The sequence below is a fragment of the Actinomyces capricornis genome (assembly GCF_019974135.1).
GTDB lineage: Bacteria > Actinomycetota > Actinomycetes > Actinomycetales > Actinomycetaceae > Actinomyces > Actinomyces capricornis.
The window spans coordinates 3,033,117-3,052,460 of the sequence record NZ_AP025017.1; the positions used below are offsets into that span (position 1 = coordinate 3,033,117).

At 67.5% G+C, this 19,344-nt stretch carries 20 protein-coding genes and 1 tRNA gene; 16 read left to right on the plus strand and 5 right to left on the minus strand.

Annotated elements, in window-relative coordinates:
- The first annotated feature begins 19 nt into the window (after positions 1–19).
- The 7 genes from MANAM107_RS12380 (at position 20) to MANAM107_RS12410 (ending at position 7,578) form a co-directional block, all read left to right on the plus strand.
- Positions 20–892: a ParA family protein gene (locus MANAM107_RS12380; RefSeq protein WP_223909203.1), complete on the plus strand. Its 873-nt coding sequence runs from the start codon at positions 20–22 to the stop codon at positions 890–892.
- A 73-nt stretch (positions 893–965) separates the two neighbouring features.
- The gene (locus tag MANAM107_RS12385) at positions 966–1,787 is read left to right on the plus strand and encodes a segregation and condensation protein A (RefSeq protein ID WP_373314105.1); all 822 of its coding nucleotides are present in this window, start codon (positions 966–968) and stop codon (positions 1,785–1,787) included.
- Positions 1,784–2,464: an SMC-Scp complex subunit ScpB gene (gene scpB, locus MANAM107_RS12390; protein ID WP_223909208.1), complete on the plus strand. Its 681-nt coding sequence runs from the start codon at positions 1,784–1,786 to the stop codon at positions 2,462–2,464. Before MANAM107_RS12385 ends, scpB begins: the two co-directional genes overlap by 4 nt.
- Positions 2,461–3,474 carry a pseudouridine synthase gene (locus MANAM107_RS12395; RefSeq protein ID WP_223909212.1) on the plus strand — a complete coding sequence of 338 codons (1,014 nt, stop codon included), beginning with the start codon at positions 2,461–2,463 and terminating at the stop codon, positions 3,472–3,474. Before scpB ends, MANAM107_RS12395 begins: the two co-directional genes overlap by 4 nt.
- A gap of 62 nt (positions 3,475–3,536) precedes the next feature.
- A complete protein-coding gene (locus MANAM107_RS12400) occupies positions 3,537–4,685 on the plus strand; it encodes a prephenate dehydrogenase (protein ID WP_223913180.1) in 1,149 nt (382 codons plus the stop codon).
- A gap of 149 nt (positions 4,686–4,834) precedes the next feature.
- The gene (gene der / locus MANAM107_RS12405) at positions 4,835–6,994 is read left to right on the plus strand and encodes a bifunctional cytidylate kinase/GTPase Der (protein WP_223913183.1); all 2,160 of its coding nucleotides are present in this window, start codon (positions 4,835–4,837) and stop codon (positions 6,992–6,994) included.
- A 188-nt stretch (positions 6,995–7,182) separates the two neighbouring features.
- Entirely contained in the window at positions 7,183–7,578 is a 396-nt protein-coding gene (locus tag MANAM107_RS12410; RefSeq protein WP_223909216.1) for a VOC family protein, read from the plus strand.
- A gap of 84 nt (positions 7,579–7,662) precedes the next feature.
- Here MANAM107_RS12410 and MANAM107_RS12415 read toward each other — a convergent pair whose 3' ends face one another.
- Entirely contained in the window at positions 7,663–8,232 is a 570-nt protein-coding gene (locus MANAM107_RS12415) for a VOC family protein (protein WP_223909217.1), read from the minus strand.
- Positions 8,233–8,385: 153 nt separating this feature from the next.
- On the opposite strand from MANAM107_RS12415, the gene MANAM107_RS12420 reads away from it, so the two are divergent.
- The gene (locus MANAM107_RS12420; RefSeq protein ID WP_223909220.1) at positions 8,386–9,183 is read left to right on the plus strand and encodes an AraC family transcriptional regulator; all 798 of its coding nucleotides are present in this window, start codon (positions 8,386–8,388) and stop codon (positions 9,181–9,183) included.
- Positions 9,184–9,419: 236 nt separating this feature from the next.
- On the opposite strand, the gene MANAM107_RS12425 is transcribed toward MANAM107_RS12420, so the two are convergent.
- A complete protein-coding gene (locus MANAM107_RS12425) occupies positions 9,420–10,802 on the minus strand; it encodes a pentapeptide repeat-containing protein (RefSeq protein WP_223909223.1) in 1,383 nt (460 codons plus the stop codon).
- A 147-nt stretch (positions 10,803–10,949) separates the two neighbouring features.
- Between MANAM107_RS12425 and MANAM107_RS12430 the strand changes: the two genes are divergently transcribed.
- From MANAM107_RS12430 to MANAM107_RS12460, 7 genes are all read left to right on the plus strand, one after another.
- A complete protein-coding gene (locus MANAM107_RS12430; RefSeq protein WP_223909226.1) occupies positions 10,950–11,207 on the plus strand; it encodes a hypothetical protein in 258 nt (85 codons plus the stop codon).
- Entirely contained in the window at positions 11,191–12,846 is a 1,656-nt protein-coding gene (gene pgi / locus MANAM107_RS12435) for a glucose-6-phosphate isomerase (protein ID WP_223909229.1), read from the plus strand. The genes MANAM107_RS12430 and pgi overlap by 17 nt, the downstream gene beginning before the upstream one ends.
- A gap of 11 nt (positions 12,847–12,857) precedes the next feature.
- Positions 12,858–13,403, plus strand: a complete 546-nt coding sequence (locus MANAM107_RS12440; RefSeq protein WP_223909234.1) for a GNAT family N-acetyltransferase — start codon at positions 12,858–12,860, stop codon at positions 13,401–13,403.
- A gap of 18 nt (positions 13,404–13,421) precedes the next feature.
- A complete protein-coding gene (locus MANAM107_RS12445; protein WP_179900855.1) occupies positions 13,422–13,718 on the plus strand; it encodes a rhodanese-like domain-containing protein in 297 nt (98 codons plus the stop codon).
- A gap of 166 nt (positions 13,719–13,884) precedes the next feature.
- A tRNA-Pro gene (locus MANAM107_RS12450) sits at positions 13,885–13,958 on the plus strand.
- Between the two features lie 490 nt (positions 13,959–14,448).
- The gene (locus MANAM107_RS12455) at positions 14,449–15,096 is read left to right on the plus strand and encodes a hypothetical protein (protein ID WP_223909237.1); all 648 of its coding nucleotides are present in this window, start codon (positions 14,449–14,451) and stop codon (positions 15,094–15,096) included.
- A complete protein-coding gene (locus tag MANAM107_RS12460; protein WP_223909242.1) occupies positions 15,093–15,917 on the plus strand; it encodes an HIRAN domain-containing protein in 825 nt (274 codons plus the stop codon). Before MANAM107_RS12455 ends, MANAM107_RS12460 begins: the two co-directional genes overlap by 4 nt.
- A 245-nt stretch (positions 15,918–16,162) precedes the next feature.
- Here the strand turns inward: MANAM107_RS12460 and MANAM107_RS12465 are convergent, their stop codons facing one another.
- Positions 16,163–16,792, minus strand: coding sequence for a hypothetical protein (locus tag MANAM107_RS12465; RefSeq protein ID WP_223909246.1), 630 nt, complete (start codon positions 16,790–16,792; stop codon positions 16,163–16,165).
- A gap of 237 nt (positions 16,793–17,029) precedes the next feature.
- Positions 17,030–17,497, minus strand: coding sequence for a hypothetical protein (locus MANAM107_RS12470; protein WP_223909251.1), 468 nt, complete (start codon positions 17,495–17,497; stop codon positions 17,030–17,032).
- A 447-nt stretch (positions 17,498–17,944) separates the two neighbouring features.
- On the opposite strand from MANAM107_RS12470, the gene MANAM107_RS12475 reads away from it, so the two are divergent.
- Positions 17,945–18,421 (plus strand): cupin domain-containing protein, encoded by a 477-nt coding sequence (locus tag MANAM107_RS12475; protein WP_223909254.1) that lies wholly within the window; start codon positions 17,945–17,947, stop codon positions 18,419–18,421.
- A gap of 24 nt (positions 18,422–18,445) precedes the next feature.
- On the opposite strand, the gene MANAM107_RS12480 is transcribed toward MANAM107_RS12475, so the two are convergent.
- Positions 18,446–19,282 (minus strand): class I SAM-dependent methyltransferase, encoded by an 837-nt coding sequence (locus MANAM107_RS12480; protein WP_223909257.1) that lies wholly within the window; start codon positions 19,280–19,282, stop codon positions 18,446–18,448.
- Positions 19,283–19,344: the final 62 nt, after the last annotated feature.

Below are 19,344 nucleotides of genomic sequence, written 5' to 3' on the forward strand. Positions count from 1 at the left end.
TTCGGTTAGGCTGGTTGGCGTGAACGACTCCATCCAGCCCGGCCTGATCGACCCGACCTCCTCCGTCGAGGACGAGGAGAGGGTCTTCCCCGTCCCCGCACCGCTGGAGTCCCACGGGCCCGCCAGGGTCATATCGATGTGCAACCAGAAGGGCGGGGTGGGCAAGACCACGACCACCATCAACCTGGGCGCGGCCCTGGCCGAGTACGGCCGCAGGGTCCTCATCGTGGACTTCGACCCCCAGGGCGCGGCCTCGGCAGGCCTGGGCATCAACGCCCACGAGCTGGACTCCACCATCTACGACCTGCTGGTGGCCGCCCGGCCCGATATCCGCACCGTCATCCACCAGACCACGGCCCCCGGGCTGGACATCGTGCCGGCCAATATCGACCTGTCGGCCGCTGAGGTCCAGCTGGTCAACGAGGTGGCCCGCGAGCAGGCCCTCAAGCGGGTCCTGCGCCCGGTGCTGGATGATTACGACGTCATCCTCGTGGACTGCCAGCCCTCCCTGGGGCTGCTGACCATCAACGCCCTGACCGCCTCCCACGGCGTCATCATCCCCCTGGAGACCGAGTTCTTCGCCCTGCGCGGTGTGGCGCTCCTGGTGGAGACCGTCGAGCGCGTCAAGGACCGCCTCAACGCCAGCCTCCAGATCGACGGCATCCTGGCGACCATGGTGGACACCCGTACCCTGCACTCGCGCGAGGTGCTCGAGCGCCTGGAGCAGGCCTTCGGCGAGCAGCTCTTCGACACCCAGATCCGGCGCACGATCAAGTTCCCGGACGCCTCGGTGGCCAGCGAGCCCATCACCAGCTACGCGCCCTCCCACCCCGGCGCCCTGGCCTACCGGCGCCTGGCGCGGGAGATCATCGCGCGCGGAGATGTCGCCTGAGCAGCCCACCGCACCCGAGGCCGACCCCACGGCTGCACCGGCCGTGCTGGCCGCACCGGCGGCGCCGGTCGCACTGAGTCCCCAGGCCTCCGCTCCCGCCCAGGAGGCAGGACCTGCGCGGGTCGCCGGGTTCTCCGTGGCCCTGCCCCAGTTCGAGGGCCCCTTCGACCTGCTCCTGACCCTCATCGCGCGCAAGCGCCTCAACATCACCGAGCTGGCCCTGGCCGAGGTCACCGACGACTTCATCGCCCACATGCGGGCCGACTGGGACCTGGGGCGGGCCAGTGAGTTCCTGGTGGTGGCCTCCACGCTCCTGGCCCTCAAGGCCCACCGGCTCCTGCCGCATGAGGAGGATGAGGAGGACCCGGACCTGGAGCTGCTGGAGGCCCGCGACCTGCTCTTCGCCAGGCTCCTGCAGTACCGCGCCTACAAGGAGGCCGCGGCCGCCTTCCAGGACCGGGCACTGCGGGCCTCGCGCTCCCACCCTCGCGTCGTGCGCCTGGAGCCGCACCTGGCCGCCCTCCTGCCCAGGCTGGTGGCCACCATCAGCCCCCAGGACCTGGCCCGCCTGGCCGTGGTGGCTCTCACCCGCCCGGGCGACCCCGGCGTCCAGACCGTCCACCTGCACGAGAGCGTGCCCGTGGGCGAGCAGATCAGCCTCATCGCCTCGCGCCTGCGGGCCGGCGGGCCACTGACCTTCTCCGAGCTCATCGACGACGCCGGTCGCACCGCCGTCGTCGTCGCCCGCTTCCTGGCCCTGCTCATCCTGCACCGCCAGGGCGCGGCCGACCTGGAGCAGGACGAGGCCATGGGTGAGATCACGGTGCGGTGGTGCGCCCCGAGCGCGGACCTCAGCGGCATCATGGTGGGCGACGTCGAGGAGGAGTTCGCATGAGCCCGTCACCCCCCAGCGAGCCGGGAGCCCCGCCGGAGCCCCGCAGCACGAGTGACCCTCACAGCCCGAGCCGCCCTGATGGCGCTGCTCCCGCCGTCGGCACCCCTGAGCTGCGCAGCGCCGCCGAGGCGATCCTCGTGGTGGCAGACGATCCCGTGACCACGGCGGCCATCGCCCAGGCCCTCGGCCTGGAGGAGGGAGCGGCCCACGCCCTCCTGGAGGACCTGGCCGCCGAGTACCGGGGGGAGTCCGCCGGGTCACGGCCCCGCGGCTTCGTGCTGCGGCGGGCCGCCGGGGGCTGGCGCCTGGCCTCGGCCCCCCGGCACAGCGACCTGGTGGAGGCCTTCGTCGTCGGCGGTGCCACTGCGCGCCTGTCTCAGGCGGCTCTGGAGACCCTGGCGGTCATCGCCTACCGCCAGCCCGTGACCCGGGGGCGGGTGGCGGCGATCCGCGGGGTCAATGTCGACGGGGTGGTGCGCACCCTGCACGCCCGGGGGCTCATCGAGGAGACCGGGGCCGAGCCCTCCGGTGCGATCCTCTACCGTACGACGGCCGAGTTCCTGGAGTACCTGGGGATCGACTCCCTGGAGGAGCTGCCGCCGCTGGCCCCCTACCTGCCGGGGGCGGAGTCGCTGGCGGATATCGCCGAGGAGATGACTGATAGGAGCATGAGATGAGCACCACCAGGGCCAGGGGCCCGAAGCGCCCCCGCGGCCACCGGGACCATCGCCGGCAGGCCGTCCCGCAGGGCGACCTTGGGGCCGAGGAGTTCTACGACGAGGACGATATCGAGGACCTCGACGACCTGGACGAGCAGGCCGACGCCGAGATCCTGGCCGCCTTCGACGCCGAGGCCATGGGGGAGGACGAGGAGGCCCGGGCCCTTGAGGAGCGCGGGCGCGGGGCCCGGGGCGGGGAGCAGGACCCGCATGTCGAGGGCGGCCAGCGCCTGCAGAAGGTCCTGGCCCACGCCGGCGTGGCCTCCCGGCGGGCCAGCGAGCAGCTCATCACCGCGGGCCGGGTGAGCGTGGCCGGGGTCACCGTGTGGGAGCCGGGGCTGCGCGTGGACCCCGCTGTCCAGGAGATCCGGGTGGATGGCCGGCGCATCGTGGCCGACCCCGGCCTCATCACGGTGCTCCTGCACAAGCCGGCCGGGGTGGTCACCACCATGGATGACCCGGGCGGGCGGCCCACTGTCGCCCAGTACGCCCAGCGCTATCTGGCCGACCACCCCGAGCTGCCCGCGCAGGCCCGCCTGGTGCATGTGGGGCGCCTGGACACGGAGACCGAGGGCCTGCTCCTGCTGTCCAATGACGGGGATCTGTCCCACCGGCTCATGCACCCCAGCTTCGAGATCGCCAAGACCTATGTGGCCATCGTCCAGGGGCAGGTCGAGGCCTGGGTCCCCCGCAAGCTGCGGCGGGGCATCGAGCTGGAGGACGGGCCCATCCAGGCGGACCGCGTCGTCATCAAGGACTCCGGGCCGGCCGGCTCCATCGTGGAGATCACCCTGCACTCGGGGCGCAACCGGATTGTGCGGCGCATGCTCGACGCCGTGGGCCACCCCGTCATGCGCCTCTCGCGCACTCGGCTGGGGCCGCTGCGGCTGGGCGGCCTGGCCCCCGGGCAGATGCGGGCGCTGAGCGCCCAGGAGATGATGGATCTTCAGGATGAGGTGGGGCTGTGAGCACCGGCAGCACCAGCGACGCTGGGAGCCCTGGCGGCACAGGGGCCTCGACGGCACAGGAGGTGCCGGCTTCCACGCGCGGCCCCGTGCTCGTGGTGGGCACCGGCCTGCTGGGCACCTCCCTGGCCCTGGCCCTGGCCAATGCCGGCGTCGAGGTCCAGCTCTCCGACACCTCGCCGACCTCCCTGGCCCTGGCCCGTGACATGGGCGCGGGTCGGCCCCGGGCCGAGGGCGACCCCGAGCCGCAGATCGTCGTGGTGGCCACGCCACCGGATGTCGCCGCCCAGGTGGTGGTCCGTGAGCTCGCCGCCCATCCGGGGGCGGTGGTCACGGATGTCGCCTCGGTCAAGGAGCGGGTGGCCGCCCAGGTGCGCGCCGCCGCGGGGCCGGGGGCCGGCCGCTATGTGGGCAGCCACCCGATGGCCGGGCGGGAGCGCTCGGGGGCGGCGGCCGCCGACTCCGACCTGTTCGCCGGACGCCCCTGGGTGATTGTGGGGCAGGGGGCGGATCCCCATGCGGAGCTGGTGGTCCGGAATCTGGCGGTGGATGTGGGGGCCACGCCGGTGCGCATGGGTGCGGCCGAGCATGATGCCGCGGTGGCGGCGGTCTCCCACATGCCCCAGCTGGTGGCCTCGCTGGTGGCGGCCCGCCTGGAGTCGCTGGGGGAGAGCGCCCTGGCGCTCTCGGGCCAGGGGCTGCGCGACGTCACCCGCATCGCCGCCTCCGATGCGCGCCTGTGGTCGGCCATCATCGTGGGCAATGCCCCCGCCGTCGTCGATCTGCTGCGCCGGCTCAGCGATGACCTGGCCGGACTGCTGGCGGGCATCGAGTCCGCCGTCGACCCCGGGGAGCCGGGCCTGACGGGGGAGCCGGGCGGGCCCGGGCAGGCGCCGCTCATCGCCCCCGGGGCGGTGGGGGCGATCACCGATGTCATGGTGCGGGGCAATGCGGGCCGGGCCCGGATCCCGGGCAAGCACGGTGGTGCCCCGCGCCGGTATGCCGAGATCCAGGTGCTCGTGCCCGACTCGGCGGGCCAGCTGGGGCGGCTCTTCTCCGACATCGGCGAGGCGGGGGTCAATATCGAGGACTTCTCCCTGGAGCACTCCGCCGGCCAGAGCGCGGGCATCGCCCAGGTCTGCGTGCTGCCGGCCGCCGCGCAGCGCCTGGAGGAGGAGCTGGACGCCCGGGGCTGGCGGGTCGTACGGGCCTGAGGGGGGCAGCGGGCCGGGGCTGAGCCGGCCTGTGTTGGTGCTCATGGGGGCCGCATCGTCAGCAGGGCCCGCGGATGTGGGACGCTTGGCCCAGTTCTTGACCGCCATCCGTGCTCACCCGCACCCACCTGCACCGCCTGGAGGACACCATGGGAATCGTCGTCGCGATCGACGGGCCGAGCGGCTCGGGGAAGTCCACGGTCTCACGGGCCGTGGCCGCCGAGCTGGGACTGGCCTATCTCGACACCGGCGCCATGTACCGGGCCGCCGCCTGGTGGTGCGAGCACGAGGGCATCGACCTGGCCGACGCCACGGCCGTGGTCCGCGCGGTGGGGGCCATGCCCCTGGAGGTCGGCCTCGACCCCGAGGGCCCCACCTTCACCTGCGCGGGCCAGGACATCTCGGCCGCCATCCGCGAGCCGCATGTGGCCGCCGTCGTGTCCACCGTGGCCACGAACCTGGAGGTGCGCGCCGAGTTGGCCCGCCTCCAGCGCGAGATCATCGACACCGAGCGCCGCGGGGGGGCCGCCTCCTTCTCCCAGGGCGCCGGGATCGTCGCCGAGGGCCGTGACATCACCACCGTGGTGGCCCCCGAGGCCGAGGCGCGCCTGCTGGTCACCGCCACCGAGGAGGCCCGCCTGGCCCGCCGGGCCGCCGAGCTGGACGCCGCCGGCAAGGCGGTGGAGGCCGCCGACCTGCGCGACCAGGTCCTGCGCCGCGACCGCGACGACGCCACCGTCTCCCAGTTCCTCACCGCCCCTGAGGGCGTGACCCTGGTGGACACCTCCGACCTCACCCTGGAGCAGTCCATCAGCCGGGTGCTGGACCTGGTGGAGGAGGCGGCCGACGCCGCGGCCGCCCAGGATGATGAGGCCGAGCTGCGGGCCCAGGCCATGCGCGCCGGCCTGGAGGACTACGAGCTGGAGGAGGAGGACCTGGCCCTCCTGGGGCAGGAGGGGCCCGCGACGGCCCCCGAGGCCGCCGAGTTCGGGCTGCCGGTCCTGGCCGTCGTCGGGCGCCCCAACGTGGGCAAGTCCACCCTGGTCAACCGCGTGCTGGGACGGCGGGTCGCCGTCGTCCAGGACACCCCCGGGGTGACCCGCGACCGCGTGTCCTACCCCGCGGAGTGGGCGGGGCGCCACTTCACCATCGTGGACACCGGCGGGTGGGAGGTCGACGTGCGCGGCCTGGAGGCCTCCGTGGCCACGCAGGCCGAGGTGGCCGTGGAGATGGCCGACGCCGTCCTGCTGGTGGTCGACGCCCAGGTGGGGATCACCGAGACCGACGCGCGCGTGGTCTCCATGCTGCGGCGCAGCGGCAAGCCCGTGGTGCTGGCCGCCAACAAGGTCGACTCCCCGGCCCAGGAGGGCGACGCCGCCGCCCTGTGGAACCTGGGGCTGGGCGAGCCCTACCCGGTCTCGGCCCTGCACGGGCGCGGCAGCGGGGAGGTCCTCGACGCCGTCATGGAGATCCTGCCCGAGGTCTCCGCCGTGGCCGGGCCCAGGAAGGATGACGGCCTGCACCGCGTGGCCCTGGTGGGCCGCCCCAATGTGGGCAAGTCCTCCCTGCTCAACTCCATCGCCGGCGCCGAGCGCGTGGTGGTCAACGAGACTGCCGGCACCACCCGGGATCCGGTGGACGAGATCATCGAGCTCGATGGGCGCCGGTGGGTCTTCGTGGACACCGCCGGGATCCGGCGCCGCATCCGCCAGACCCGGGGGGCCGACTACTACGCCGTGCTGCGCACCCAGGGCGCGATCGAGAAGGCCGAGGTGGCCGTGGTGCTGCTGGATGCCTCCGAGCCCATCAGCGAGCAGGATGTGCGTGTCATCCAGCAGGTCGTCGATGCCGGACGGGCACTGGTGCTGGTCAACAACAAGTGGGACCTGGTGGATGAGGAGCGCCAGAAGATGCTCGCCTGGGAGACCGAGCACGACCTGGCCCATGTGTCCTGGGCGCCGCATATCAACCTGGCGGCGCGTACCGGCTGGCACACCAACCGGCTCGTGCGCGCCCTGGATGCGGCGCTGGAGGGCTGGACCACGCGCGTGCCCACGGGCAGGCTCAACGGCTTCCTCGGCGAGCTCCAGTCGGCCACCCCCCACCCGGTGCGCGGGGGCAAGCAGCCGCGGATCCTCTTCGCCACGCAGGCGCAGGTGGCCCCGCCGCGCATCGTCATCTTCACCACGGGCTTCCTGGACGCCGGGTACCGGCGCTTCATCGAGCGCCGGCTGCGCGAGGAGTTCGGCTTCGTGGGCTCGCCCATCCAGATCGGGGTGCGCGTGCGCGAGAAGCGCAAGCGCCGCTGAGGGCCAGGGGCCCCGACGACCTCAGCGATATGCGAGTGCGGGGTGCAGAATGCGCGTGCGGGGTCATCGCATTCTGCACCCCGCACTCGCATTCTGGATGCCGTTGGCGTGGGGTGAGAAGGAAACGGGTCGCATCAGGCGCTGTCGAGCTGGATTGTTATCTGCGTCACGTGCGCTATGGTGGTGGCATGATTGATCACATCTCGCTCATGGTCAGTGATGTCCCGTCCTCCAGGGTCTTCTATGAGCGGGCGCTGGCACCGCTGGGCTATCGGGTTTTGGTGGAGCACGGGCCGGTGGTGGGCCTGGGTGCTCCCACTGATGGGGGTGGTCCGATGGCCGACCTCTGGCTGGTGCCGGGGGAGGACCCTCAGCCTGTCCACCTCGCGCTGACCGCGGGCAGTACGGAGCAGGTCGAGGCCTTCCATGCCGCCGCCCTGGCCGCGGGTGGGAGCGACAACGGCGGGCCCGGTGAGCGGCCCTGGTATCACCCCGGCTATTACGGCGCCTTCGTCCTCGACCCCGACGGGCACAACCTTGAGGTCGTCTGCCACGAGGGCCCGGTGGGACAGGCGCCGGTCTGAGGGGCCCAACCCGCCCGGTCCGGTGGCCGAGGTCTTATGCGGCCGGAGATTCTGGGCGACCGGGGTATGGTCCGGTCGGTCCACTCAGGCGGGCGCGCCGGCGTCCTGGGCGCTGCTGGCCTGGGCCGCCCAGGTGGCGACTCGGCGGGCGCTCTCGGCCTCGGAGAGGTCCTCCACGCGGGTCATGATCGTCCAGCGCACGCCGAAGGGGTCGTTGATGGAGGCGTAGCGGTCGCCTGAGACGAAGGTGGTCGCCTCCTCGCGCACGGTGGCCCCGGCCCGCATTGCCCGGGCGAGAAGCTCATCGACATCCGGGCAGTACAGGCCGATGGAGTAGCAGGCCGCTCCGCCGGCGGGAGGCGGGGTGAGCCCGTAGTCGGGGGTCGGCTCGCCGATCTGCAGCCGACCGTTGCCGAAGTCCAGCTCGGCATGGACGACAATGCCGTTGATCTCGGTGGTATCCACGACTCGTGCCCCCAGGGCATCGCGGTAGAAGTCGACTGCCTGCCCGGCCCCCTCGATGGCCAGGAAGGGAGTGAGGCTGGTGAATCCGTGGGGGATGCCGCCGGTGGTGTGGGCGCCCGAGATCCCATGCGGGGAGGGGGCCTGGGTGGAGTGCTGGTAGGTGTCATTCGACCTGGTCTGTGATTCCATGCCCGTGACGCTAGGGGCCCGCTCGGGGCCTGTCTTGAAGATTCGCGACAGCTGGATGAGCAGGGGAGGGGTGCTGTGGGCGAGGGCTTGGGCAGTGGGGCGCAGGCAGGCGAGGCTCCCGGGAGGGTCGGGGTGGAGGCGGATGGCCGCGGGGTGCTGTACCCCGACAGGCTGCCCGACTTCCACCGGGAGCCGGTGCCGCCCGAGTTGTCGGAGGCGGTCCGCTGGTTCTGGGTGCCGTCCTGGGATCTCCCGCCAGGGGTGAGCTCGCGCCAGGAGGTGCTGCCGTTTCCTGCCGCCAACCTCGTGGTCGAGCCTGAGGGGGTGCGCCTGTACGGGCCGACCACGGGGGTGTCGGTGCGGGTGCTGGAGGGGCGGAGCTGGGCAGTGGGGGCGCTCCTGCGGCCGGCAGGGCTGGGCCGCCTGCATGCGCAGCCCGGCGCGCTGCGCGACACGTCGGTGGAGGTCGATGCCCCGGAGCTGCACGGCGCTGTCATCGCCGCCATGGGCGGGGGCGACGCGGCGGGGCAGGCCGAGGATGGGCACCGGGAGGCGGGGCGCTTGGCGGCCGTGCGGGCCTTGGCGGACTGGATGGTCGAGGAGGTGCTGCCGCTGGATGCGGAGGGGCTCGCGGCCAATGCGATGGTGGGGCACATTTCCTCGACCCGTGAGGTGGTGCGGGTGGAGCAGGTCGCCGAGCGCATGGGGGTGTCGGTGCGAGGCGTGCAGCGCCTGGCCGCCAGGTGGGTTGGGCTGCCGCCTTTGGCGGTCATTCGCCGCTATCGGTTGCAGGAGGCGGCGCTGCGGTTGCGGGAGGATCCGGGCCTGAGTGTGGCGCGGGTAGCGGTGGATCTGGGGTACGCCGATCAGGCGCATCTGGCTGCTGACTTCCGGGTGGTGCTGGGCTGTTCCCCGAGCCGCTACCGCCGGGAGCAGGCTCCGGGTGCGTGAGCGGATGGGTGGCGGTGCTTGGGTTGGAGGTGTCCAGATCGATAGCAAACGGGCAGTGCGGAGTGCTCGGTGAGATCCGCTTGTTTCTGCGGATCCTGCTGGGCCGTGCGGGGCTGGTGGGCGCCGTCGTCATCGATCCAGACATCCGGGCGCCCCGCCCCTGTCTCGGTGCCTCTCCCAGTCCAGGCCCCCGGGAGCCCAGGCCCAGGTCCCAGGCGCCCGGCAAGGGCGAGCGGCTACTGCACTATGGGATCCCCGCCGTCAGGTTCGTTGTCCTCGGCAGCCGTGTCGGGAGAGTCCTCCGCGACCAAGCTCAGAATATTGCCGTCCTCATCGAAATGCTCCCATCGGGCGCCATGCGGAAGGCCGGAAATTAAAGGCACTGATTCTGGAAAACTTCCCTTACCGTAAACTGATCTACAAGCAGAGTTAAAGGTTGTGTGCTGGAATTTCACTTTCTGTACGAATGTCGTTTGTCGAAATTCGGCCTTCCGAACGAAACGTGCTTTCTGGAAGGTGGCGCCCTTCGTGAAGGTCGCTAGCCTAAAGCCGGCATTCTGAATGAACTTCACTTCATGGAAGTTGGCGTATCCTTTAAAGGTAGCTTCATGGAAGTAGGCGCATCTCTTGAAGGTTGCGCGTAGAAAATCGGCTTCCCGAGTAAATGCCGTGCGTTTAAAGTTGGCGTCCCAATGGAATGTCGCCGCCTGGAAGTTGGCGTTTTGAAGGAAGATGGAGTCCCGGAAGTCTGCGTTCTTAGCGAAGATGGTGCGCAGGAAGTTGACATCCTGGGTGAATTTCACTTCCCGAAAGTCAGTGTACCTGGTGAATGTCGCGCCCCTGAAGTTCACCTCTTGGGTGAATGTTGTACCCCCGAAGTTTGGCCGTTCAGTAAGGACCACTTCGTGGAGGTCGATAGAGCAGTCGCACCACAACTGCTCGTCTCGGACTTCCTGCACTACTCCCTTTGGGTGGGACTTGGTGGCATCGCGACGCTTGCGGAGGTGGCGAGCCATGACATTAAGGATTGTCGACTCAACGGCGCCATCATCGCTCACATAGACCCTCGTGGGGCTCAATGAACCATCACCATCCTTGACGTCCTCAGTGGGTGTCCACTCTCCGCGCTTGGTCCGCAGGTAACCGCAGAGGATGTCAACGACACGCTGGCGATAGTCGCCCCGGTAGGTGTCTGCGACATCAGTCAGGGAGTACACGCCCGCGATCCTCACCTGAGGAGACTCGCTCCCCAACTGCTGTACCGCGCTGAGCAGTTTCTGCTCGGCCTGCTCCCGTTCAGCGGCAACCTCGGCACGCTCGGCGCTCGCCCGCTCCCGGTACTTGATGACGAGATAGCCGACCCCACCGATGCCACCGATCGTTGTCAACGACACCTTGACCAGGTCTAACGATGTCGTCGCACCGTCACTGACGTCTTTCCAGTTCGTCAGCCATCGGCCCCACGACAAGTACCCGCCGGTGCCCCACAGCCAGCCCAGCACGGTGAACAAGAGCAGTGCCAGCACTACCCAGACAAGAATAACAAAGAACAGCGGCCAGGCGCCTGGACCCCTCCCGTCGCTCGGGCGTTGTTCATAAGTTCCACCAATCTTGAGCATATGTATCCCTGTCAATCATCTATCATCTATCGATGCTATTATTGGACTTTTTATTGAGGTGCATCGACCCTCGGGCCGTGTAGGACATCACAGTGCCTCAGTGTTGCGGCCTGCTGCTATCGGTTGCGTGAGGAGTTGCGGCTGACTGTGACGCGCCTGGAGGTGTCCGGATCGCTGGCAAAGGGCGCGCTTCAGCATGAGGCGCCAGCGGTGATCCGCATGTTTCTGCGGATCCTGCTGGGCCGTGCGGTGCTGGTGGGCGCCTTTGTCGGGGATTCGGACACCCGGGTGCCCGGCCCGGTTCTTCTCGCGGCTCGCGCTCCCGAAGGCCGGGCCCCGGAGCTCAGGTCCCAGGCGGCCGGCAAGGGCGAGCGGCTAGGCTGGGCCTATGCAGACACCTGTTGACCCCACCACCACGCCCGCCTGGAAGCGCCTGACCGAGCTGCACGAGGCCATGGAGCCCGACCTGCGCGCGTGGTTCGCCGAGGACCCCCAGCGCGCCGAGCGCTTCTCCTACGAGCTCGCCGACCTCTACGTCGACCTGTCCAAGAACCTCCTGACCGACGACGTCCTTAGCGCCCTGGCCGAGCTCGCCGAGGCCGTGGACCTGCCCGCCCGCCGTGACGCCATGTACGCCGGGGAGCACATCAACATCACCGAGGACCGGGCCGTCCTGCACACGGCCCTGCGCCGTCCCGCCACCGACACGCTGGTGGTCGACGGTCAGGACGTTGTCGCCGACGTCCATGAGGTCCTGGACAAGATCTACGCCTTCGCCGACCGCGTGCGCTCGGGGGAGTGGACCGGCATCACCGGCAAGCCCATCGAGACGGTGGTCAACATCGGCATCGGCGGCTCCGACCTGGGGCCGGTCATGGTCTACGAGGCCCTCAAGCCCTATGTGAAGCCCGGCCTGGAGTGCCGCTTCATCTCCAACATCGACCCGGCCGACTGCGCCGAGAAGGTCAAGGACCTCGACCCCGAGACCACCCTGTTCATCATCGCCTCCAAGACCTTCACCACCCTGGAGACCCTCACCAACGCCCGCATGGCCCGCGACTGGTTCCTCGCGGCCCTCGAGGAGCGGGGCCTGCCCACCGAGGGCGCCATCGCCAAGCACTTCGTGGCCGTGTCCACCGCCCTGGACAAGGTCGCCGAGTTCGGCATCGACCCCGATAACGCCTTCGGCTTCTGGAACTGGGTGGGCGGGCGCTACTCCGTGGACTCCGCCGTGGGCACCGTGCTGGCCGTGGCCATCGGCCCGGAGCACTTCAAGGAGTTCCTGGGCGGCTTCCACGCCGTTGATGAGCACTTCGCCACCAAGGCGCCGGCCGAGAACGTGCCCATGCTCATGGGCCTGCTCAACGTCTGGTACGTCAACTTCTTCAAGGCCGCCTCCCACGCGGTCCTGCCCTACGCCCAGTACCTGCACCGCTTCGCCGCCTACCTCCAGCAGCTGACCATGGAGTCCAACGGCAAGTCCGTGCGCTGGGACGGCTCCCCGGTGACCACCGAGACCGGTGAGATCTTCTGGGGCGAGCCGGGCACCAACGGCCAGCACGCCTTCTACCAGCTCATCCACCAGGGCACCCAGCTCATCCCCGCCGACTTCATCGCCGTGGCCAACCCCGCGCATCCCACCAAGGACGGGGGAGTGGACGTCCACGAGCTGTTCCTGTCCAACTACCTGGCCCAGACCGCGGCCCTGGCCTTCGGCAAGACCGCCGAGGAGGTGCGTGCCGAGGGCACGCCCGAGGAGATCGTCCCGGCGCGCGTCTTCGCGGGCAACAGGCCGACCACCTCGATCCTCGCCCCGGCCCTGACCCCCTCGGTGGTCGGCCAGCTCATCGCCCTGTACGAGCACATCACCTTCACCCAGGGCATCGTGTGGGGCATCGACTCCTTCGACCAGTGGGGGGTGGAGCTGGGCAAGAAGCTCGCCCTGGAGATCGCCCCCGCCGTCCAGGGCGACGCCGCCGCATTGGAGGCCCAGGACGCCTCCACCCGCGGGCTTATCACCCGCTACCGGGGCCTGCGCCGCTGAGGCCCGCAGGCATGACGTCGGACGTGCCGGGCGCGGGTGTGTGCCAGGCGACGGCGGCGGACGCCCCGACCGTGGGGCAGCTGCTGCACGACTTCAACACCGAGTTCGACACGCCCACGCCCTCGGCCCAGGACTTCGCCGCCCGCTTCGGCGAGCTCCTGGGCCGAGGGGATGTCCTGGTCCTGCTGGCCGACTACGGGGATGAGGCCGTGGGGATGGCCTACCTGACGCTGCGGCCCACGCCCTATGGCCAGGGGCCCCTGGCCGAGTTGGAGGAGCTCTACGTCGTCCCCGGGCTGCGCGGGCAAGGCGTCGGCAGTGCCCTCATCACCGCGGCCCTGGAGCGGGTGCGGGCGCGCGACGCCATCGAGATGCGCATCAACGTCGATGAGATCGACACCGATGCGCGCCGGTTCTACGAGCGGCACGGCTTCGCCAGCACCGTGCCCGGCACCGGGTCCCGGATGCTGTGCTACCTCCGGGAGCTGGACGAAGGGCGACCGATGCCCGGTACGCCCCCGGGGCCGACCGGCTATCCTGGCCACAATGACGCGTGAATCCTTGAGGAGGATGCCATGAGGGAGATCAGCGCTGAGGATCTGCGTAAGCGCCTGGAGGCGGGGGAGGATCTGACGGTCCTCGACGTGCGCGAGCCGCACGAGGTGGCCGAGGCCGCCATCGAGGGCTCGGTGAGCATCCCGCTGGGGCAGGTGCTGGAGCGGGCCGGGGAGCTCGACTCCTCCCAGCCGGTGGCCGTCATCTGTGCCGGCGGCGTGCGCTCAGCCCGGGCCGTCGAGGCCCTGGAAGCCGCCGGCTACGCGGGGGAGCTGCTCAACGTCGAGGGCGGCATGAAGGCCTGGCTGGCGCAGTGATGCCATCCGCGGTGCGACGACGGCGCCCGCAAGGCGCGCAGGAGCACATGCAGGAGGACACAGCGCCAGTGGGGTGACTGGGGTCACCTCCCAGGGATTTCAGGACCGGCGCCCTCATGGGCTAGGGTTCTACTCGTTCCGAGCGGCCCAGCGGGCCGGACGGGCACGGGCTGTGGCGCAGTTTGGTAGCGCACTTGACTGGGGGTCAAGGGGTCGTGGGTTCAAATCCCGCCAGCCCGACTGGAAGCCGCTGATTTTCAGCGGTTTTCTGCGTTTCTGGAGAGTTGGCGACCACAACTATCCCAGGAGCTTGCTTCTGCGCGCAGCGGGCTTTGCAAGACGGGCCTTCAAAGACAACAGGCCTCACGGCACACTCAATCACCGCTGCTAGGCCTCTAGGTGTTACTCGTTGTTGTCGGCCCCATCTTCAGAGTTAGGAAAGTAGCCGGCAGGATAGGAGAAGGTAGCGTTAGCCGTGTCGAGGTTTTCGTGGCGGGCGGTAAGCAGTTCTCATGATTGGGGTCTAACCCTATCCCAGCAACGAAGCACTATATAATCAATTATCGACGCACTCATAGGAGTGCCTTACTGCGATCTCGAGTGTGAGGATTTTGCGATTCTCTCGCCAGGCAACCAGGGTGTCTCTTAGTGATATGCGGTTTGCTAATAAGACTTTTGCGCGTTTCAGCTATCTCTATAAGTAAGTCGCGATTGAAAGGATTTCAAGGCGATGCCTACTATTTCTCATACAATCCTGACGTTCGACGTGGTTGAACATGTTGTTGAGCTCAATGACGGTGAACGTTCCAGGATAGCGCCATTTGCATATGATAATGTCAAACAAGCATCTGGGCCTAGTCCGGATGAAATGGTTTCTTTTATGGCGTCTGCGCTAGGTAGAGATCCCAATGAGTGGGGAGGAACAAATGAATGGTGGGCGTTAGACGTTTCTCTCCCAGAGGAGATCAGGATATCTCTTGAGGGTACCACTTATGACGACAGATTGTGGGCGACTCGTTTCTCTTTGAAGTATGTCGGAGAGCTGAATATTTTCGATGGTAATGAACATATTGAAGTTATCTATGATGAAGAGCATTCTGAAGATGCGACTGGATATAGATACTTTGAAGAGCATGGCGGTAGTGAATCTCGCAACCTTGAGTCGGTATGGCTCGGAGGATCGATCAGTGACACCATTTTCCGTCCTGAATGGGAACTTGGATTGACAGTATTAAGGGCGGAGAGAGAGGGGTTCTCACCCAACCCCGTGTGGTATGCACGTGCTTTAACTGGACCTGCTCCCGGAACTTTCAATCTGGAGTTTCGTTGCCTAGCTCCCTGGCGGCGACCGCGATTAAAAGAGCCAATGTGGTCATGATTGATCCAAATTACTCTATTGGTCAAGGATGCGAGGGGGCGATCTCCAATCAGAGAATGCGCGAGTATCTCCGTCTTCAACAGTCCTATGAGTCGCGACCAGGGTATTTCAAACGGACTTTACCAAGCCCCCAATGCAATCGATTATCTCTTGTTGACGCAAGTGATTACCGCAGAGCGCTTGAGCAGCAAGGAATGCTTTTCCGTGATCGAGATATATTTATTACGCATGTGCGTGGATTTGTGTTCAATGACCTCCGTCAGCTAGAAAAACATGTTGGAGAATGGGTTGTGCTGGATTTAAATCCGGAACCGGATAATCCTTATGATCCGCTGGCGATTGCAGTAGATTTCCAAGGAGTCAGAGTTGGCTATCTCTCTGCGGGCGTAGCGGCGCCACTACAGTGGGATATTAGATTGCTTCAAAAATGTGGATGGAGTGTCGCAGTAAAGGGATTTGTCTTGTACAGGATTTTCCACCCTACCGGTGCGCGCCCAGTGTCCGGTGTGCGGCTGATTGTACCTAAGCAGCGAATACTAAGAGGAAGACCTGAATTCATTGACAGCCTGAAGTGGTATAGGGGGATACTGAAACAGTATTGGGGTGAATTAGACGAAGAGTCACGCTCCTCTATCCTATCTTCTAATTGCTGGAGAAATGCGGCAAGCGAAGAGCAGGTGAGGGTTTTTTGTGATAAAATTAAGCATGACTCTAACAGTCTGTTGCCGGCCAATGTTGCGACTGGTCCGATCCCTGGAGAGATTCTGAAGTTTCTTTTTGACATTAGAAACGATTTTTCGGGAGAAGGGCGCGATATTTGATCCCGCTCGGCGGCCCGGGCCCATGCCAGGGAGGCGTCCGCCTGGGCCTCATTGACGACGACGCTGGGGCGCAGGCCCTGATCAAAAGACGGGCGCCCGTAGCCGACGTCGGAGGTCAGCAGGTAGCAGCAGCTCGGATCCGGCGCGTTGGGAGCATCCAATGACTCCACCCACTGCCCACCGGAGGGATCTGTGGCTGGTGCGGAGGAGGCGTTGGTGCTGCCAGTGCTCTGCTGCCCGCGCGATCATGCCATCAGGTGGTATCTCAAAATATCCAGGGTGATGTCCAGCAGCATTCTCAACTCCACGCCCTGGCTCAGGACGTTGAACACGGGCAAGATGTATCCATGGCTCCCGGTGCAGCGCTTGACCGGGCAGCCGTGCCTCCTCTCCAGCTCCGCGGCCAGGGCGAGCGCATGAGCCAATGACTCCTCTCTATCGAAGAACCTGCCCTCAGGGCGGGCGCACGGCATGACCCTCACGCGCCGATCGAAAAGAGACTGGGCTGGCGTCACTGTAGCGCTCCAGCCCCGTGGGGAGACGAACAGCAGGCTCTCCGAATCACTTGGAGCCGCTACGGCACCGAAGTGCAGTAGTACGCCCTGCGCATCATCGCTGGAGGCAATCGCCTCCACCAGATCCACTGTCTGCCCTATATCAAGGCGGACATCCAACGGTGCGTCCTTCCTCTTCCCGAAGAACTGCGGCAGCTCAGGAGGGTCCGTTGCGCGCACGTACTCCTCCCACGAGCATCCGACCAGCGAATCATCTCCATCGCCATCGTAGCCGTAGGAGGTCAGATCCCAATGACCATCAGTGGCATTCACGGGGTCTGCGGGCATGGAGACGAGCAGCTCTATGCCGGTGGCCTCCACGCTCCTCAGATCCGTGACGAGGGCCGGAGCGCCAGGGCGCGCCAGCCCCGCCATGAGCCCGGTCAACGTGGCCCGGTCGTTCTGGCCCCGCACCCACGCACCGCGGGGGAGGCGAGTGCGCAGCCGGCCATAGCCATCCACGACAATGTCGGTTCCCGTGGCGTCGGCCGTGAATGTCACCGAATCCCACGGCGAGTGCCCGCCCAACCTCCAGGTCAGGCTCGGGCCCTCACCCCGTCATTCCGCAGGGGTCAGGGCGACATCATCAGCCAACTTGCCGACGATATCCGGGAAACCGCTCTCGAACTGCTCCCAGGTGGATGTCATGAAACCCTGCCAGCACTCCTGCCAGTAGTTCTCCTCGGGGGGAAGATCGGTGAGAGTCCGATACCAGATGTAGGGCAGCTCGCCAGGGTCCTCAGCATACTTGAAGGTGAGGTACCAGTCGTTCACGACGCTGCCTTCACTATCGAATGCACACATCTGAATAGTCGCTTTTCCGTCGTCATGCCAGATGTGCGGCGAGAGCTCGATGAGGCGCTCATCCGCCTGCCAGTAGAACCTCACCCCCGGACCGGTCACGTACACCGGCGGCGATCCCAGCAGTTCGGCAGTCTCCCGCAGGAAGGCGTGAATGCCGCCGATATCCAGGGACGTCCCACGAAGCTCCAGGATCCGGCGCTCCAACTCGGCCTCGGGCATCATCGTGTCTCATCTCCTCAGATCCTGGTCGACGCTCTGCGGTCCCTGAGCAGTGCAGCACCTCGACGGAGTGCTCAGAAGCCCCTCCAGCAGAGTCGACGTCCCTGTCCCCAACATGCCAATGATGAGAATCCGGGCCATGCCACGAGCCTATGCGGGCACGACCACTGGCGCCAGGCGAACCGGCCCGGCACCTGCCATGGGGGCCACCGACCCGGGGCAGGAGGGCGAGAGCAGGTTGGGGGAGCGGAGCGCCTGCCCCAGCCCGGCCTGCTGGTGCGGGCTCCCATCCGCCAGTAGACTCCCTGCGCCCGGCGTGCCCGGCAGCAGCCCTTCGACATGAGACGCCGGGCCCAGGACGACTGCTCGTGCGTCGTCGCCACACGGAGGCTGCCAGGCCCGTCATGCCAGACGGCGCCGGGACCATATCTGCACGGTGAAGGAGCACCCATGGCCATCGCCGACAACGGACCGAAGCCCAACGCCTTCGATATCGAGACCGCAACCACGGAGAACACCACCTACCGGACCGTGGCCTGGACCGGGAAGTACCTACAGGTCACCCTCATGTCCATCCCGGTGGGCGAGTCCATCGGCCTGGAGACCCACCCCGAGACCGACCAGTTCCTGCGCATCGATGCCGGCCAGGGGCGCTACGTCATGGGGCCGAGCCAGGACGACCTCAATTTCACCCAGGAGGTCTCCGACGGCTGGTCCATCCAGGTCCCCGCCGGCACCTGGCACGACATCATCAACACCGGCGAGGAGCCCCTGCGCCTCTACACGGTCTACGCCCCCGTCCACCACGCCCAGGGCATCGTCCAAGCCACGGCCGCGCAGGCCGAGGCCGACGAGGAGGCCGGCCGGGACGAGCCGCCGTCGTGGACGGTCCAACCGGGCACCGGCGCCGCTGACGGCCACGCCTGAGGCCCGGGACTCCCGCCCACCGGCTCACCTGGGACGGTGGGCGGCAGCCCCCGCATCCTCGGCCCCGTGGCGGTCGGCGCGCGCCCGCCACAGGGTCCAGTAGTCCACCTCGCGGATTGTCTGATCCGCAGGCGTGCTGCGAGCGATGCGCTCGCAGATCCCGTCCACCAGGAACGCCAGCTCCCCGTCATCAAGCTCGTGGAGGATGGAGCGCCCGGTGCGGGAGAGCAGATCGGATCGAAGCTCATTGATGCCGTCGTAGGTCCGGCGCACCTCGGGAAGCGAGGAGTGGCTGATGCTGGAGAACCCCGCCTTCCGCAGCGCCAGGTCCACCTCCTCGGCATCGGGGCGCCGCCTCGCCTCGATGTCGATGAGACGGGGGAAGATCTCGAAGAACCAGCCGCGGAAGTGCTCAGCCGACGGCGGTGCAAAAACGTCTGCCATCGTCCGGTCCTGGATGAGCACCGTCCCACGCTCGGTGAGCAGGCGACGCGCCTCGGCAAGCACGGCGGGACGTGAGGGGACGTGGTGGATGAGGGCCCGCATGAGGACGACGTCGGCCGCGCCCGCCTCCAGTCCTGTGCGCTCCGCGTCGCCCTGCACGAATCGCACATCGCCGAAACCAAGAGATTGTGCGCGCTCGCGCGCATCAGTGACCATCTGCGCCGAGAAGTCGACGCCGGTGACCAACGCCCCCATCTGGGCCATCGCGGTGCTGTAGATGCCACCGCCGCAGCCGAGATCCACCACACGCAGCCCTCGCAGGTCGATCATGCCTGCAACGGCGCTCACCCACCCGGGATCAGCGCCGCGCGACGCATAGGTGCCGGCATTGGACTCGGCGTGGAAGTCCAGCGCCATGGATGCCTCCTCTCAGGATCAGTGCCAACGGCATCAATCGGCGCTGGGCCTCTCGCCGCGGG

Bases quoted from the DNA above. Each gene is read 5' to 3' on its own strand.
- scpB (WP_223909208.1), top strand. From the start codon at position 1,784: ATGAGCCCGTCACCCCCCAGCGAGCCGGGAGCCCCGCCGGAGCCCCGC.
- MANAM107_RS12395 (WP_223909212.1), top strand. From the start codon at position 2,461: ATGAGCACCACCAGGGCCAGGGGCCCGAAGCGCCCCCGCGGCCACCGG.
- der (WP_223913183.1), top strand. From the start codon at position 4,835: ATGGGAATCGTCGTCGCGATCGACGGGCCGAGCGGCTCGGGGAAGTCC.
- MANAM107_RS12410 (WP_223909216.1), top strand. From the start codon at position 7,183: ATGATTGATCACATCTCGCTCATGGTCAGTGATGTCCCGTCCTCCAGG.
- MANAM107_RS12415 (WP_223909217.1), bottom strand. From the start codon at position 8,232: ATGGAATCACAGACCAGGTCGAATGACACCTACCAGCACTCCACCCAG.
- MANAM107_RS12425 (WP_223909223.1), bottom strand. From the start codon at position 10,802: ATGCTCAAGATTGGTGGAACTTATGAACAACGCCCGAGCGACGGGAGG.
- pgi (WP_223909229.1), top strand. From the start codon at position 11,191: ATGCAGACACCTGTTGACCCCACCACCACGCCCGCCTGGAAGCGCCTG.
- MANAM107_RS12440 (WP_223909234.1), top strand. From the start codon at position 12,858: ATGACGTCGGACGTGCCGGGCGCGGGTGTGTGCCAGGCGACGGCGGCG.
- MANAM107_RS12445 (WP_179900855.1), top strand. From the start codon at position 13,422: ATGAGGGAGATCAGCGCTGAGGATCTGCGTAAGCGCCTGGAGGCGGGG.
- MANAM107_RS12455 (WP_223909237.1), top strand. From the start codon at position 14,449: ATGCCTACTATTTCTCATACAATCCTGACGTTCGACGTGGTTGAACAT.
- MANAM107_RS12460 (WP_223909242.1), top strand. From the start codon at position 15,093: ATGATTGATCCAAATTACTCTATTGGTCAAGGATGCGAGGGGGCGATC.
- MANAM107_RS12470 (WP_223909251.1), bottom strand. From the start codon at position 17,497: ATGATGCCCGAGGCCGAGTTGGAGCGCCGGATCCTGGAGCTTCGTGGG.
- MANAM107_RS12475 (WP_223909254.1), top strand. From the start codon at position 17,945: ATGGCCATCGCCGACAACGGACCGAAGCCCAACGCCTTCGATATCGAG.
- MANAM107_RS12480 (WP_223909257.1), bottom strand. From the start codon at position 19,282: ATGGCGCTGGACTTCCACGCCGAGTCCAATGCCGGCACCTATGCGTCG.